We start from the raw sequence: 14,653 nt of genomic DNA, 5'->3' as shown, positions 1-14,653 counted from the left end.
CCTGCCATGGGAACGTTCCATCGAGTTCCGTCGACTTGATCCTTTGGTCCGTCAGAATGGGGCATGCGGCGCACCGCCCTGCTCATCGGCGCCCGGACGGGCGACCTCGCCGGCGTCGCCCACGACGTCGAGGCCATGGCCGGCGCGCTCGACCGGCGCGGGTTCACGATCGCCCGCCATGAGGGCGCCGCGGCCACCCGGGCCGGCATCCTCGACGGCTACGAGCGGCTGATCCGCGACGCCCGGCCGCAGGACGCGGCCGTCGTCTACTACAGCGGCCACGGCGGCCTGGCCCGCCCGCCGCGCGCTTCGCGGGCGCCGAAGCTGCAGTTCCTGGCCCCGACCGACTACGCCGAGTCGGCGGACGGCGACTTCCGTGGCATCACCGCGCCCGAGCTGTCGGTGCTGCTGGTCCGGCTGACCAGCGCGACCCGCAACGTGACAGTCATCCTCGACGCCTGCCACGCCGCGCACATGGCCCGGGGCGATCTGCTGGTCAAGGCGCTGCCCGCGATGCCATACCTGGACGTGGCCGAGCACCTCGACCGCCTGCGCCGGCAGGGCCTGGACACCGCGGTCCGCGACGCGCTCGGCAACCCGCACGCCGTCCGGGTGGTGGCCTGCGGGCGGGAGCAGTCGGCCTACGAGTACACGAATCCGGCCGGGCACCGGGCCGGGCTGCTGACGGACGCGCTGGTCGAGGCCCTGCACGCGGCCGGCGACCGGTCCGTCACGTGGGCGGAGCTGGTGGCCGGGGTCCGGGACCGGGTGCGGGCGGTGATGCCGTTCCAGCGGCCCGACGTGGAAGGGCCCGCGCTTCGCGCGATGTTCGAAGCGGCGGGGGTACCCCTGGAGCCTCCACCGGACGGAGCCGCCCTCGACGCCGAGGTGACGATCGCGTGGGGCCGGGTCGCGGACGGCCGGCTGGACCCGCTGCCGCTGGCGGGTGCGGCCCTCCACGCCGGCGACCGGGTCGGCGTGCGCGTCCGCAACGACGGGGCGGCCACGGTCCACGTGTCGCTGCTCGCGTTCGACGTGCTGTCGCGGATCGCGCTGGTGACGGCGCTGGACCCGGCCGGCGTCGCGATCGCGCCGGGCGAGGAGCACGTGATCGGCCGCGACGAGCTCGACGACCGCCTGGGCGGCATCCCCTTGGACTGGCCCGCCGACGCCGGCCCGGACCCGCGCCCGCGCCCGGCCGCGTTCGCGGCCCTGGTCACCCCGGCCCCGGTGGCCCCGGCGGAGCGCTACCGCGACCTTTCGGCCTCCGCGTCCGGGGCGGGCCGCCGGGACGTGCACCACATCCGGTTTCGGCTCAGCCCCGCACCCCGCGCCGCTCCAGGAGCAGGGTGACGGCGACGGAGGCGGTCAGGAGGGCCAGCCCGGCCGGCCAGAGCAGCGGCAGCCACCGCGCCAACGAGTCCAGGTCGACGTGAAACTTGAACAGCGCCCCCATGACCAGGGCCATCGGCAGGGTCGTGGCCATGAGACTGAGCCGGGTGTAGCCGACCCGGATGAACAGCGGGAACTGCAGCGCCACGGTCACCGCGAAGAACCCCCAGGCGATGCTCAGCACCAGCCAGACGATGTGCGGGCCGTACGGCACGTGCTCGGCCCGGGCCATGATCAGGGCGGCCGCCGTGCCGAGCCCGGCCGTGGCGACGAAGGTGGCCAGCGCCCACGCGTAGTGCCCGAGCACCACCGCCCGCCGCGGCACCGGCAGCACCGCGTAGAGGGTCGACAGCCCGGCCTTGTCGCCGACGTTGAACGGATACGCGGCGACCATCGGCGTCAGCACCAGCACGAGCGCGGGCACCAGCACCGTCGGCCGGGTCGCGAAGAGCACGAGATACAGCCCGAACATGAAAAACCCTTGGCGGCGGTACGGCGAGACGGTGCGCAGATCCAGGAGCACCATGCGCGCGACGGCGGTCATACCCGACTCCTTCCGGTTGCCGGCCGGCCGTTCTCCCGACCCACCCGGGCCAGGCCGGTGTGCACGGCGATCTCCTCGAGCGTGGCCGGCTCGACAAGGACGCTCTCCTCGAGCAGCCAGGCCTCGTCGGTCCGCACCAGCGCCGCCACGCCGGCCGCGCTGCGCCGCGCCCCGATCAGCTCGATGCCGACGTAGTCGTCGAGCTCGCCGGGGCCGGCCCGCACGACCCGGAAGGCGTCCAGCACCTCGTCCTTCGTCCCGGTCATCACGATCCGCCCGCCGTGGATGATGGTCACGTAGTCGCCGACGCGGTCCAGGTCGGTGGTGATGTGCGTGGAGAACAGCACGCTGTGCCCGTCGTCGACCAGGAAGTCGCCGATGATCCCGACGAGCTCGTCGCGGGCGACGGGGTCGAGCCCGCTGGTCGGCTCGTCGAACACCAGCAGCCGGGCCCGGTGCGACAGCGCCACGGCGATCATCAGCTTCATCGCCATGCCCCGCGAGAGATCCTTGACCCTGGTCCGGGGATCGAGGCTGAACTCGTCGAGCAGCTGACGGTACCGCCGCGAATCCCACCGTTCGTAGAACGGCCGCAGCGTCCGCTCGACGTCGGCGAGCCGCCAGTCCCCGACGAGGTAGGTGTGGTCGAGGACGACCCCGATGTCCTGCCGCAGCTCGATCGGCCCCGGCACCGGCCGCCCGAGCAGCTCGATCTCCCCGGAGGCGATCGGCCGCATCCCGAGCAGGCAGCGGATGGTCGTGGTCTTGCCGGCCCCGTTGGCCCCGATGAGCCCCATGACGAACCCGGTGGGCAGCTCGAAGCTCACGTCCCGCAGCGCGAACCCCCCGCCGGCCGGCGCGGTACTGACGTTCCTGATCGCGAAGGCCGGCTCCCCGTTCATGCCGTCACCTCGGCCGCGAGCAGCGAGTCGAGGACCCGCACCAGGTCGTCCCGCCGCAGCCCGGATCGCCGACCGGCGTCGATCGCGGCCTGCAGGCCCTCCTCGACCTGCCGCAGCAGCTGCTCGCGGACCAGCTCGGAGTCGAGCGGCAGCACGTAGGCCCCCTTGCCGGGCACGGTGGCGATGAACCCCTCGGCCGCCAGCTCGGCGTAGGCCCGCGTCGTCGTGATGATGCTGATCCGCAGGTCCCGGGCGAGGGCCCGGACCGACGGCAGCGCCTCCCCCTCGGCCAGTTCGCCGGCGAGGATGGCGGTCCCCACCTGCTCCTTGATCTGCTGATACAGCGGTACACCCGCACTGTTGGACAGCACCACTCGCACGACGCCACCACCATCCGTTCCGACTGTACATAGACACTATACACAGTCAGGACGGTCTCGACGCAAGCGCGATGTGCGCCCCCAGGGCTTGAACGTGGACAGCGCGGTCGCGACGACCAGCACCGCGAGCATGCAACCGGAGCCGATCGTGGCCCGGACCCGCAGCGCGTCCAGCTCGGCCGCCGGGGCGACCAGGGCGGCCTTGATCTGCTGGGATACGTAGAGCGCGCCGAAGACCATCGCGCCCACGGTGAGCACCTGCTTCGCGACCACCCACCGGTATCGCGCCAGCCCCCACGGCGAGGCCAGCGCGGAGACGACGCCGGTGACCGCGGCGAGCAGCGCTATCGGGATCATCACGAACCGGTCGGCGGTGTGCAGGGCCACGAACACGCCGTGCCGCACGGCCGGGTCGGCGTCCCGGGTCGCGAAGATCCCCAGGACGATCACCGTCAGCGCGCCGCCGAGCCAGCCGACGGATGCGCAGACGTGCAGCGTCAGCAGCGTTTTGCGGGTTCGTCGTCCGGTCATGCCGCCAACGCTAGGCGCGGGCGCGGCCCGTTTCGTCGGCCCGGACGCGGCTGTGCCGCCGGTGATGTACGCAGATCCGCGTACATGACGCTCAGGGTTCGACCAGCCCCCACCGGTAGGCGAACACCACCAGCTGCACCCGGTCCCGCGCCCCGACCTTCACGATGCTGCGGCTCACGTGCGTGCGCGCGGTCGCCGCGCTGATCCCCAGCCGCGCCCCGATCTCGTCGTTGGTCAGCCCGAGCGCGACCAGCCGCACCACTTCGACCTCCCGCTCGGTGAGCCGCGCGAGCGCCCGCTCGGCCTCCGCCGACCGCCCCGGAGGCCGCCGCACGAACGCGGCCACGACCTTGCGCGTGGCGGCCGCGTCGAGCAGCGCGTCTCCCCGGGCCACGACCCGCACCGCGGCGGCGATCGCCTCGGGCTCGGCGTCCTTGAGCAGGAACCCGCTGGCCCCGGCCCGCAGCGCCCCGAAGACGTACTCGTCCACGTCGAACGTCGTGAGCACCAGCACCCGCACCCCGCTGACGGCCCCGGCGATCCGCCGGGTCGCCTCGATCCCGTCGACCCCCGGCATCCGCACATCCATGATCATGACGTCCGGCCGGTATCGCCGGGCGACGTCGACCGCCTCCACCCCGCCGGCCGCCTCGGCCACGACTTCGATGTCCGCCTCGGCCGACAGCATCACCCGCAGCCCGGCCCGGGCCAGGGGCTGGTCGTCGGCGAGCGCCACCCGGATCACGCGCCCACCACCGGAATCCAGGCCCGCACCGCGAACCCGCCGCCGTCCCGGGGCGCGGCCGAGACGGTCCCGCCCAACGCCGCGACCCGCTCCCGCATGCCGAGCAGCCCCCGCCCCGCCTCCCCGCCCGCGCCGGCCCCGTCGTCCTCGATCGCGAGACGAACCCCGGCCGCCTCATACGCGACCGTCACCGCGGCCGCCCCGGCCGCCGCGTGCCGCACGACGTTGGTCAGCGCCTCCTGCACCAGCCGATACGCGCAGGCGTCGGCGGCCGCCGGCAGGGCTCGCGGCTCCCCCGTCACGCGGAGCGAGACCCGCAGCGCGTCCCCGTCGAGCCGCGCGACCAGGTCCCCGACGTCCGCGATCCCCCGCGCCGACGCCTCCCCCCGCAGCTCGCCGAGCGTCTGGCGCAGGTCCCGGAGCGCTTCGACGCTGGCCGCCCGGATGGATCGCACAGCCGCGTGGGCGTCCGCCGGGCTCTGCTCCCAGACCCGCAGCGCCGCCGCGGACTGCAGGCTGATCACCGACAGGCTGTGCGCCACGACGTCGTGCACGTCCCGGCTCAGCCGCAGCCGCTCGTCGGCCAGGGCCCGTGCGGCGGCGTCGACGCGGTGGGCGCGATACAGCCGAACCGTGGCCGCCAGCCAGACCGGTACCCCCAGCCAGGCCAGCGCCACGCCCAGAAACAGCAGTACCTCGCCGGCGTCGACCGCCCCCAGCTGGGCCGGCACCAGCAGCAGCGCCGCGCCGACGACCCCCGCTACCGTCCGCCGGCCCGACGCGCGCGAGGCCAGCGAGTAGGCGAGCAGGCACACGACGAGGACGATCGGCCCATAGGGGTAGCCCCGGCCCAGATAAAGTGCCACGATCGCGGCCCCGCCGACCAGCGCCGGGACCGGCCACCGCCGCCGGAGCGGCACGATGCCCACCGCGCCCGCGACCAGCAGCCAGGCCGTCACGTCGAGCGCATGCCGGGGCGGCACCTGCCGCCGCACCGCCGCGACCGTGCCCCCGACCACCACCACCGCGAGCAGGCCGACCAGCAGCCCTTCCCGGACCCGGCCCGGCATCACGCGCACACTGTAGGTCACCGCGGGCCGATGAGCGGCCCCCAGGCGTCGGCCAGCCGCTCGCCGGCTTCGACGATCCGCTCCGGGCTCTGAAAACTGAAGCTGAACCGCAGGCCCGCCGGGTCCCCGAACCGAGCCCCGGCCGCCAGCGAAACCCCAACCGCCTGAGCCCGCGCCAACAGTTCCTCGGCAAGCTCCGCCGACCCGACCCGGCCCCACATGAAAAACCCGCCGTCCGGCACCGCGACGTCCAGCAACTCCCCCACCGCACCGGCCAGCAGATCCCGCCGCCGCCGAAGACCAGCCCGCAAACCTCGCAGGTGTACTGCCAGCCGCCCCGCCTCCAGCAGCCGCTCCACAGCAACGGCGGCCAAGTGATTCAGGCACCCCCCACTGACGAAGACAGCCGTGGAGGTCAGCCGAGCCACATACTCCGGCGAGCCGCACAACCACCCCAGCCGCAGCCCCGGCGCCAGGATCTTGGAGAACGACCCGAGCCGGACCACCCCGTCGTATCCACCGAGGTCACCGAGCCCGGGCGGCGGAGGCTCACCATCCAGAGCGAGTAACGCATAGGGATCGTCCTCGACGACCAGCAACTCATGATCCCGAGCCACGTCCAGCAGCTCCCGCCGCCGCCGAACCGGGAGCACCGTCCCCGTGGGATTCTGAAACGTAGGGATGAGATACAGCAGCCGCCCCCGCCGCCCAGCCGCCCGCTCTCCCCGAACCGCATCAGCCAACCGCGCCGGATCAATCCCGCCGGAGTCCCCGCCGACCTGGCAGACCCGCAGCCCATGCTCGCGAAACAACTGCAACGCGAAGTCGTAACTGGCCGCCTCCGCGAACACGACATCCCCGGGCGCGGCCGCATACCGAGCCAACAGGGCCAACCCGGACGAAGTCCCAGCCGTGACCGCTACGTGCTCAACCCCGACCCGCCCACCCTCACACAGCTCAGCGATCCGCCCCCGCAACGTCTCCGGCCCCGGATCATGCCCATACGTCACCCCCGCCGCCCCATACTCCGCGAACGCCGCTCGATAGGCCCCCGCGAGCAACTCCACCGGCAGCAGCCCAGGGTCGACATGCCCAGCCCCGAGATCAATCAGTCCAGCCGGCTCAGCGATCTGCACAACCCCGCTCCGCCAAAACCCCGACCCACCCCGCGACACCTCTCCCGCCTCCCCGCCCATACACCGATCGTATCGACGAAGCCCTCGATTCCGATCCCACCGCCGCCGCATCCCGCACGTCGGCCGCAGCGAGAACCGAATGGGTCCATCCAAAGTCGAGCGGCACATGGTGGGGACGGCGAGCAACCACCGCACCGTGGGGTGTCCGGAGGCTCGGCCCCCGAAGCAGATATGACAAGCGACCCGGTCCGCGCGTTCCGCGGACACGATCGCGAAGGAGTACCGCCGTGCGCTGCCTCGCTACTTCGAGCAAACCGCCCAGGCCAGACGCAAGGACGTCCTGCGAGCGCTGGAGACGGCGCTGACGGCGGCCGATTGACAGTGAGGCTCCACGGTGCCAGCTCAGGGTGCGGCGGACCAGTCCAAGGCGTCGCCGGAGGCGGTCGTGATCGAGGTATGGCCGTCGGGGCGGCCCAGCGGGGCGCGTTCGAGAGCAGGAGCACGAGGCGAGCGGCGTGTCTCATCCGGTTCCGTGGATGATCCGCCACCGTGCGGTCCGCTCATCTGGCCTTGAAATAGTTGAAAAGGTGCCGTTTGCGTACAGCAATTGTGCTGGCGACCGACCCGATCAGGCATCCGATCGACGAGGCGAGGACTGCCTCCATCTCTGTAGCAAATATTCCGACCTCGTTTGCGCGGCCGGCAGCGTGCGCGACAGCCGCGAGGACGGGGCTGCACAGCGCCGTCGTAATAGCGGCACTTGCCAGTGTCTCGAGCACGATCTGCACGGTCAGCGCAACGCGAGAGACGCCGACCTGCAGTGCCGCAGCGAATTCGAGCCGACGCAGTCGAACGGATATTGCACCGATACAGAAGCCGATCGCCATACCCGCCGGCGGCGCATATCTGGTCAACCGGTTTTCATACAGGCTGAGACCGTCATAGTGTTCGCCGAATCGCGGATTTAGCTGGCTGATCCGCACCTTGGCATCGGGCCGAACGGATGCCGACAGCGTCGTTCGTAACAGCGTTGGCACCGCGTCCGTCAGAGGCCAGGCTTGGATCCAGCACTCGTCGAAACGACCTTCCGTCGGCACGATTCCAACCGCCGCGTAAAGAAGTGAGGAATTCCGGCCGTCGTCCGCATACTCATAGATGGCGTCAATATGCGCGGTGCCGTGCGAGGTGGTGAGATCAGAGCCGGATTCCGCACTTAGTTGATCCGCTGCCTGCCGGGAAATCAGATACGAAGCTTGCTGAGCGACTCGGGCCTCAACGCCGAGCAACGGAAGAAAGCCGCGAGTCGCTTCGTGCAGCGGCAAAGTTCCAGCCGGGAGTGCCACCAGGGTGGGTGTAGGTGAAGCGATACGAACGGCGCCGGCGCTGCGCACTCCGTCGATGTTCTGCAGTTGTTCGCATGACGTCCCGTCCACGCCTCGTTCGGTTGTGATTATGTAGGTTGCGGCTCCATGCAAGCGGAAATCGTTACCGTCGTCGATAATCCTCTTGATGGTAAGGCCGTCCGTTACCGCCAAGGTGCAGGCCATAACCGTGAGCAGGAGCGCGAGCGCAGCCGTTCGACTCGTTCCCGAGTGAACGTTCCGAAACGCCTCGGATAGGATTGCTTTCGATTTCAAGGCTGTCCAAGTTGGAGTTTCCGAGAACAGACAGCGCTAACGCGCTCGTCATGTGTGGCGATGACGACTACTGCGCCGCCGGTGGCGAGCGTGTCGAGAACTCCGACGACGCTGCCGGCGCTTTGAGGATCCAGTTGTGCGGTCGGCTCGTCAACGAGCAGTAGATCAGGCTGCGCCGCCACGGCTCGCGCGAGCATCAGACGCTGGGCCTCACCTCCCGACAGGTCCCTGAAAAGTTTATGCGCCGATTCTTCGAGCTGAAACCGCTCCAGCAATGTATATGCTTGCGCTTCGGCCGCAGGGCGCTCGATATCATCGGCGAGGTAGGGCAGGACGACGTGATCTATGGCGGTACGACGAGCGACGCCGTGGGGGTTTTGAAACACCCACTGCATTCGGGTTATCCCGTCGGGACGGATGGTGCCAACTTTCGGTTCGATCCAGCCCGCCAGGATGCCCAGTAGGGTGCTTTTTCCGGATCCCGAAGGTCCGCAAAGAGCGTACATCCCCGGCTCGAGAACAAAGCTGATGTCCCTGAACAGTTGCGGCTGCCCGGGAAATGCGTGTCCAATTCTGTCGGCCGTTACTCGCACGTCGTTTGCTCCGGTGGCGCGATGAGAACCTTCGTGCCCGGGGCGACTTCCGCCGACCATGTGACGAGCGCGCGTCCCAACATGGAGGAGACGATACTGACCCGCACCACGGCGCCATCAGCTGTCGAGACGCAGCCCGACGTGCCTTTAAGCCCGAAGATGGCCGTCGGTGGCACGCCGACAACGGCAATAGGCTCGGATAACACGAATGTGCCGTGCAGGGGCTGCAGCGCAGTTGCCTCACCGATGCCGGCGGCGGGCGCCCGAGCAGCCAATCGACCAAGATCGGATGGGTTGGCGATCCGGCCGTCTGGGCCGATTGGCACCGTAAGGTCATCGATGCTCACCTGCCGGGAGCCGGGCAGCAGATTGGAGGGCATTGCCTTGATATGCGCAGAGGTGACCTGCTGGACCAACGTCATGATCGGCGATCCGTCGGCCAGTCGACCGTTCAGTTGAACGTCGCATGATGAAATGCGAACTGACGGTGCCGGTATCCACAGCAGGGCCGAACGGGTGAGCGCGCCGCTGGGAGGTCGCTGCTGTGCCCGTTTGTACAGGGCAGCAACGGCACGCTGAGTTGGCGCATCGTAACGACCCGTTGCTCGCACAGTCAGCCCAAGGCGGCCTAATTCGCGTTGCAGCGCCGAGACGTCGGGACCCTCAATCCCAGACGTCAGATCACGCCAGAGGGGTACCTGCGTTGCGAGCAGGAGAAGGCTTCGGTTGTCGACACTCACCGGGAAACTGCCGGAGACAAGGTCGCCACCATCCCGGCACTGCAGATTGGTCACTGTGCCGCTCGTCTGCGCGATGATCTGCCGCTTAGGTTCGAGGACGAGATCGAGGTCCACAGGTCGTGGGTCGTCGAATTGCTGACGGGCCACCGGTACTGCAGTCAATGCAGCCGGAGGCCGAAGATCGGCGGGGCGCGCGCCTGGTCCGATCAAAATGCCCGTACTAGCACCAAGCCCACCACACGCGATCATTACAAGGATTACGACTGTGTTCGTGAATGCGCCCGCAGCGGGTATCAGCTTACGCCGGGCGGACGCGTGAGCCGCCTTCCCGTTGCTAGGTGTTTGGGTTGGCATTACAGTGCGCCACACGGGGGTCGGTGCTGTCATATGGGGCACCCTTGAAACCGTTAACCCGATCCTTGCGCGCCTGCTCGGCGTTATAATCGGCTGGCGCTACGCCGTTTCGGATGAGACATTTCGCGAAGAGTCCATTCTCGTCTTCTTTGTTCGGATTTCTTAACCGATCAACGAAGATGGGCTCAATTAAACTTTTTGTTCCCTTTGCGCACGACTCCTGGATCGCATCCTGATCTACGGCCGGGTTATTGATGACATCGTATTGATAGAAACCGTCAGTTGGTACGGCGGAAATAGAGACGCCTTTTCCCTTTACGCAGTCCACGAAGCGCATCACGGCCTCTTCGTACTCAGCTCGGCTGATATCCAAGTCCTTGAACACCTGCCGCTCGAAGTCAGAGCTTGCCGCATCACGCGCCTGCATCAGTTCAGGTGCGTACGGACCTGTCGCCTCGGGAGTCGACGAGCATGCGGTTAGTGCGAGAACACCGACGATTCCCAACACCAAACCAGCAGCTGACAGCCAGTTCAGCGGGGAAGGGCGCTGCTGGATCAACCGTCCAGTGGCCCGCGACGGCGATGTTCGAGCTGGTGCGAACCCTGCCACTGTCACCTCGTCTGGATGTACGTTGCGTGCGGGTACGGCGACGATACCCTACGATCGCCGCCGATCAGTGCCGACCCGCCACCGACTGCGCGCCACACCATTGGCGACGGCTTTCAAAGTAATGGTAGGTGGGGCACTCAAGCGGTGGCGTGCCCAGGTAAGTAGGGGCACGCCACCCTTGCACAACTATTTAGATCCGCTGCCAGCCACCCCACGGGCCGCCGTTGTATTCCTGCGCACGCGTGTAGTTGCCGCTGTTCGTCCCGTTGGAGTCACTCGCCGACGAGTGACTGTTCGAGTAGGCGCCGTAGATGGAATGCACGGAGCCCCCGTAGTAACGGTCGATTCGGGCCTGGACCTGGTTACAGTTGCCCCACGTGCCGCCCGTGAATGCATCCGTGATGTTGGACGATGCGGCCTGGGTGTACGCGCATGCCGCGAACGCAGCCGTGCCGGTGATAGCCACCAGACCGCCGCTGATCATTCCAACCGTCAGGATCCTCGACATTACTTTTTTCATGCTCGTCTGCCACGCTCCTCGTCGTTGCTCGAACCGCAAGCGTTTGGCTTACTGACAGGCCGGCCGGGACACAGCTTTGCTAAATCCGGAAAGCATGTCCAGGTTCGAGAATGCGAAGGAGTATTCATATACATAAGATCGCAAACACAGAGTGATGACTCGATAGCTGCGAGTAGTTCAGAGAGTATTTCTAAGTATCTATGCAACGTCGGTTGAGCAATCGCTTCCCCTGTCGGAACGGCGTTGGCGCGTCGGCAAGGCGATCATAGGTTGAAGTCAGAGCGTGAGATGCGATGGCGGAGAGACCGCTCCGCGCTCGTCGTTTCCGCTGATCTTGACCACCTTGGGCTGATCATGCACTGACAGGTCGTGACGCCGCATTGCGGACCCCGGATCGGGTCAGCAGATTTGGCCATCGGCGGTTACTTGGCGAGGCCGCGTCTGAGAGCCCTCGATAGCTCTGCCTCTGTAACGGGCGTACCGACGAACACCGTCACAGCCATCGGCAGGTCGCACGGAGTACGGCGATCCTGCTGACACCACCCTTGGTGGCCTCGAAACGTTCCTAGGCCGCGCTGGCATTAAGGCCATGCGCCCACCATGTTTCAGCGGCACGTGGTGCGTACTAAGCTCGGCAAGCCTTATCGACGGAACGAGGAGCACGATTGCGACGGGCACTTGCAATGACGGCGATCGTCGTTGCTGTGGGTCTGGTCACGGGATGCACCGAGAGCTCCGGGAACATCCCACCGGGCGCAGCACCCAGCGCCGCTGTGCGGGCGACCCGTAGCTCCACCGCGCCCGGTCCGGTAGTCAGCGGGACCACCAGCACCGAGATGGTGTGCAGAGCGATCATCGGGGTCTACGACGCTGAGAAGGTGCCGCTCGTCAGCGCCTACGGTCAGTACGTCACCGCTACGGTCGCGAACGACCGAGCCAAAATCCCGGAGCTGAGGGCGAAGGTGGAGGAAATCATCAAGCGCCTGTCACGGGCGGCGCGCGCTGAGCTTGCGAAGGCCACCGACTCGCAGTTCAAGGCGGCACTTTCGGACTACATCGCCGTGGCAGAAGAGGTTTACCTGACCCCGGCCGAGGACGCCGCCTTGGATGCCGAACTGCACAGGGTCGTCACCGCTGCACACCAATATTGTCCGACGTTGGGGACGTGACGGTTCACTACGTCGTGTTCGCAGGGTCCTGGGTTCTGGCGCACTTCTGGTGATCCTGGATAGCTCCGATCCTCGCCATCGCTCGTACGGCCCGGTCTGAGCGGAGCGACGATGGTCGCCGAGATCCACTCCACCATCACGGAGCGTCGCTGACTACGTGCCAACCCTGCCACCGATGTGATCGGAAGAGTCGGTGAGCTGGCCAGCGCGGATAGGGACGGCGAGCAACCATCGCACCGTGGGGTGTCCGGGGGCTCGGCCCCCGGAGCACATATGACGAGCGACCCGGTCCGCGCTTTCCGCGGACACGAGTCGCCTGAGCTCGTGAGCCTGGCGATCGAGCGCGTGAACCACCTCGAGCACGCCGCGCGGGTGGGCGGGGGCGTGGGTGGAGCGAAGCTCCCCCAATAGGGAGCAGGCGAAGCCTGCGCGAAAATCAACGGAGCCGCAAATGCGAAGCGCCCCCGCGCTGAGCAGGGGGCGCCACTGGTGGAGTTGAGGGGACTCGAACCCCTGACCCCCTCGATGCGAACGAGGTGCGCTACCAGACTGCGCCACAACCCCTTGGTCCCTGGTGAAGCGGACCGGCGCTAAGACTAACAGAGGCCTTGAGGCCTCCGCGAATGGGTTCACTGTCCGGAGGCGCGCGTGTCGTACGGGCGGCCGCGGAGGGCGTTCAGGCGGGCGGTTTCGCGGCGGGCTCGGTCGCGGTCGGCCAGTTGGCGGGCTACGGCTTCGCGGCGGGCGGCGGCTCGGCGGAGTTGTTCGCGGCGGACCTGGGCCTGGCGGCGGGCGATCCAGGCCGCGTAGCGGGCTTCCTCGCGGCGGCGGCGGCGGTCGCGCAGGGCCCGGGTGCGCAGGTGGGCCAAGTAGTAGACGAGCAGGACGCCGGTGACGGCGAAGCTGACCCAGAAGCCGGGGCTGACCAGGGTGATGCCGCAGACCTCGACCAGGTTGAGCAGGACCAGAGCCAGCAGGACCCGGCGGCGGCGGTACATGGCGCGGGGGGCCCGGTGGGCTCGACGGCGGGCGGCGGCGGCGCGCTGGGCGGCGGCGGTGGCCGCGGGTGGGACGGGGGTCAGGGTGCGGCGCGGGGGTGGCAGGGGGCCGGAGGCGGAGGAGACCCGCTGGACGAGGAGGCGGGGTGGGTTGACCGGGCGGCGGCCAGGCACGGTGCGGCGGCGTCGATCGGCGCGGGACAGCACCCGCGCGGTCGACAACGCCCGCTCCGCCACCAGCCGCTCGGTCGCGTCGTATCGGCGCACCAACGCGGGCGCCAGGGCGAGTAGCCCCGCAGCGGCGAGGACGGCGAGGAGCACCGAGGTCGGCACCCTCAAGCCTCCTAATTCAACCTTCCGCGCCGGTTCCCCCCAGGCGCGGAAGTCATCCAAGTCTGTGGAAGTTACAACGCGGTAACTCCGAATCATGACCATACGACGCGCCGAGCGCGGTACCACGGCAACACGCAGGAGGAAACGCCCAAAGGTGCAAAACGGGCATGGCCGAAAAGCCTAGGAACCGGGACGAACGCCCCAAAGAGCCGGAGAGCCACCGGCAAGAGGCGCTCCGCCCGAGCTCGCACTGCCCGGGCTCGCATCGCCTGGCCACAGCGCCGCGGCGGGCCGGGACGCCGGAGCCGGGCCGGCGTCGTCGAAGGTGATCTCTGCCGGTTATCGGTCGCGCTAGGCGACCAGCGACTTGTGCCAGCGGGCCAGCAGGCCGCCCTCGGCGGCGAGGTCCTCGGTGGTCATCGCGTAGCCCAGGTGGTCGCGCCAGTCGCCGTCGATGTGCAGGTAGCGGTGGTGGTAGGCCTCCTGGCGGAAGCCCAGCTTCTCCACGACCCGGCGGCTCGGGGCGTTGTCGGGGCGGATGTTGACCTCGATGCGGTGCAGGCCCCCGGCGGTGAACGCGTGGTCGACGGCGAGGGCCAGGGCGGTGGGGGTGATGCCCTTGCCGGCGTAGCGGGAGTCGACCCAGTAGCCGGCGTAGCCGGAGCAGAACGCGCGGCGCACGATGTTGCCGAGCGTGAGCTGGCCCACGAGCCGGTCCTCGTAGCAGACCGCGAACGGCATGGCGGAGCCGTGGCGGGCGGCCCGGCGCAGGTCGGCGTGGACGGCCCGGAAGGCGGCCGTGGAGTTCAGGTCGTGCCAGGTGCCGTACGGCGTCGGCTCCCACTTGCCCAGCCACTGCTCGTTGGCCCGGCGGACCTCCGACCAGGGGCGCGCGTCGGAGCGGCGATACGGGCGCAGGGTGACGGGCCCGTCCTGCAGGACCACAGGCCATCCAGGCTGACTCATCGCCGACCCAAAGAGATCATCGTCGCCGATCCA

At 68.7% G+C, this 14,653-nt stretch carries 16 protein-coding genes and 1 tRNA gene; 2 read left to right on the top strand and 15 right to left on the bottom strand.

Translation table 11 applies throughout. The annotated features are described in order from the left end of the window. Positions 1 to 63: 63 nt before the first annotated feature. Positions 64 to 1,353, top strand: coding sequence for a caspase family protein (locus tag ACIA8L_RS03250; RefSeq protein ID WP_395899875.1), 1,290 nt, complete (start codon positions 64 to 66; stop codon positions 1,351 to 1,353). Here ACIA8L_RS03250 and ACIA8L_RS03245 read toward each other — a convergent pair. From ACIA8L_RS03245 to ACIA8L_RS03190, 12 genes are all read right to left on the bottom strand, one after another. Next, positions 1,316 to 1,936, bottom strand: a complete 621-nt coding sequence (locus tag ACIA8L_RS03245) for an ABC-2 transporter permease (RefSeq protein WP_395899874.1) — start codon at positions 1,934 to 1,936, stop codon at positions 1,316 to 1,318. The genes ACIA8L_RS03250 and ACIA8L_RS03245 overlap by 38 nt on opposite strands. Further along, on the bottom strand, positions 1,933 to 2,838 hold the full coding sequence (locus ACIA8L_RS03240) for an ABC transporter ATP-binding protein (RefSeq protein WP_395899872.1): 906 nt from the start codon (positions 2,836 to 2,838) through the stop codon (positions 1,933 to 1,935). Before ACIA8L_RS03240 ends, ACIA8L_RS03245 begins: the two co-directional genes overlap by 4 nt. Further along, the gene (locus ACIA8L_RS03235; protein ID WP_395899870.1) at positions 2,835 to 3,218 is read right to left on the bottom strand and encodes a GntR family transcriptional regulator; all 384 of its coding nucleotides are present in this window, start codon (positions 3,216 to 3,218) and stop codon (positions 2,835 to 2,837) included. Before ACIA8L_RS03235 ends, ACIA8L_RS03240 begins: the two co-directional genes overlap by 4 nt. A gap of 36 nt (positions 3,219 to 3,254) precedes the next feature. Next, on the bottom strand, positions 3,255 to 3,749 hold the full coding sequence (locus ACIA8L_RS03230) for a DUF2269 family protein (protein ID WP_395899868.1): 495 nt from the start codon (positions 3,747 to 3,749) through the stop codon (positions 3,255 to 3,257). 91 nt (positions 3,750 to 3,840) lie between these two features. Then, positions 3,841 to 4,494, bottom strand: coding sequence for a response regulator (locus ACIA8L_RS03225; protein ID WP_395899866.1), 654 nt, complete (start codon positions 4,492 to 4,494; stop codon positions 3,841 to 3,843). Beyond that, positions 4,491 to 5,564 carry a sensor histidine kinase gene (locus ACIA8L_RS03220; protein WP_395901705.1) on the bottom strand — a complete coding sequence of 358 codons (1,074 nt, stop codon included), beginning with the start codon at positions 5,562 to 5,564 and terminating at the stop codon, positions 4,491 to 4,493. Before ACIA8L_RS03220 ends, ACIA8L_RS03225 begins: the two co-directional genes overlap by 4 nt. A 17-nt stretch (positions 5,565 to 5,581) precedes the next feature. Next, complete coding sequence (locus tag ACIA8L_RS03215; protein ID WP_395899864.1) at positions 5,582 to 6,631, bottom strand: aminotransferase class I/II-fold pyridoxal phosphate-dependent enzyme; 1,050 nt, start codon at positions 6,629 to 6,631, stop codon at positions 5,582 to 5,584. Between the two features lie 629 nt (positions 6,632 to 7,260). Continuing rightward, positions 7,261 to 8,235 (bottom strand): hypothetical protein, encoded by a 975-nt coding sequence (locus tag ACIA8L_RS03210; protein ID WP_395899863.1) that lies wholly within the window; start codon positions 8,233 to 8,235, stop codon positions 7,261 to 7,263. Between the two features lie 98 nt (positions 8,236 to 8,333). Further along, complete coding sequence (locus ACIA8L_RS03205) at positions 8,334 to 8,930, bottom strand: ATP-binding cassette domain-containing protein (RefSeq protein ID WP_395899861.1); 597 nt, start codon at positions 8,928 to 8,930, stop codon at positions 8,334 to 8,336. Then, the gene (locus ACIA8L_RS03200; RefSeq protein WP_395899859.1) at positions 8,921 to 9,784 is read right to left on the bottom strand and encodes a peptidoglycan-binding protein; all 864 of its coding nucleotides are present in this window, start codon (positions 9,782 to 9,784) and stop codon (positions 8,921 to 8,923) included. The genes ACIA8L_RS03205 and ACIA8L_RS03200 overlap by 10 nt, the downstream gene beginning before the upstream one ends. Positions 9,785 to 10,004: 220 nt before the next feature. Then, entirely contained in the window at positions 10,005 to 10,583 is a 579-nt protein-coding gene (locus ACIA8L_RS03195) for a hypothetical protein (RefSeq protein WP_395899857.1), read from the bottom strand. 241 nt (positions 10,584 to 10,824) lie between these two features. Then, positions 10,825 to 11,142, bottom strand: coding sequence for a hypothetical protein (locus ACIA8L_RS03190; protein WP_395899855.1), 318 nt, complete (start codon positions 11,140 to 11,142; stop codon positions 10,825 to 10,827). A gap of 695 nt (positions 11,143 to 11,837) precedes the next feature. Here ACIA8L_RS03190 and ACIA8L_RS03185 point away from each other — a divergent pair. Beyond that, a complete protein-coding gene (locus ACIA8L_RS03185; RefSeq protein WP_395899853.1) occupies positions 11,838 to 12,323 on the top strand; it encodes a hypothetical protein in 486 nt (161 codons plus the stop codon). Positions 12,324 to 12,810: 487 nt separating this feature from the next. Here ACIA8L_RS03185 and ACIA8L_RS03180 read toward each other — a convergent pair. From ACIA8L_RS03180 to ACIA8L_RS03170, 3 genes are all read right to left on the bottom strand, one after another. Continuing rightward, positions 12,811 to 12,887: transfer RNA gene (locus tag ACIA8L_RS03180), tRNA-Ala, on the bottom strand. Positions 12,888 to 12,952: 65 nt separating this feature from the next. Further along, positions 12,953 to 13,660, bottom strand: coding sequence for a hypothetical protein (locus tag ACIA8L_RS03175; protein WP_395899852.1), 708 nt, complete (start codon positions 13,658 to 13,660; stop codon positions 12,953 to 12,955). A 345-nt stretch (positions 13,661 to 14,005) separates the two neighbouring features. After that, entirely contained in the window at positions 14,006 to 14,620 is a 615-nt protein-coding gene (locus ACIA8L_RS03170) for a GNAT family N-acetyltransferase (RefSeq protein ID WP_395899850.1), read from the bottom strand. Between the last annotated feature and the right edge of the window lie 33 nt (positions 14,621 to 14,653).

Source organism: Dactylosporangium sp. NPDC051541 (assembly GCF_044454505.1).
Lineage (GTDB): Bacteria > Actinomycetota > Actinomycetes > Mycobacteriales > Micromonosporaceae > Dactylosporangium.
Note: the sequence above shows the minus strand (reverse complement) of the source record. Positions and strands in the feature narration are given on the sequence as shown.

Bases quoted from the DNA above. Each gene is read 5' to 3' on its own strand.
- ACIA8L_RS03230 (WP_395899868.1), bottom strand. From the start codon at position 3,749: ATGACCGGACGACGAACCCGCAAAACGCTGCTGACGCTGCACGTCTGC.
- ACIA8L_RS03170 (WP_395899850.1), bottom strand. From the start codon at position 14,620: ATGAGTCAGCCTGGATGGCCTGTGGTCCTGCAGGACGGGCCCGTCACC.
- ACIA8L_RS03220 (WP_395901705.1), bottom strand. From the start codon at position 5,564: ATGCCGGGCCGGGTCCGGGAAGGGCTGCTGGTCGGCCTGCTCGCGGTG.
- ACIA8L_RS03245 (WP_395899874.1), bottom strand. From the start codon at position 1,936: ATGACCGCCGTCGCGCGCATGGTGCTCCTGGATCTGCGCACCGTCTCG.
- ACIA8L_RS03250 (WP_395899875.1), top strand. From the start codon at position 64: ATGCGGCGCACCGCCCTGCTCATCGGCGCCCGGACGGGCGACCTCGCC.
- ACIA8L_RS03185 (WP_395899853.1), top strand. From the start codon at position 11,838: ATGACGGCGATCGTCGTTGCTGTGGGTCTGGTCACGGGATGCACCGAG.
- ACIA8L_RS03190 (WP_395899855.1), bottom strand. From the start codon at position 11,142: ATGTCGAGGATCCTGACGGTTGGAATGATCAGCGGCGGTCTGGTGGCT.
- ACIA8L_RS03240 (WP_395899872.1), bottom strand. From the start codon at position 2,838: ATGAACGGGGAGCCGGCCTTCGCGATCAGGAACGTCAGTACCGCGCCG.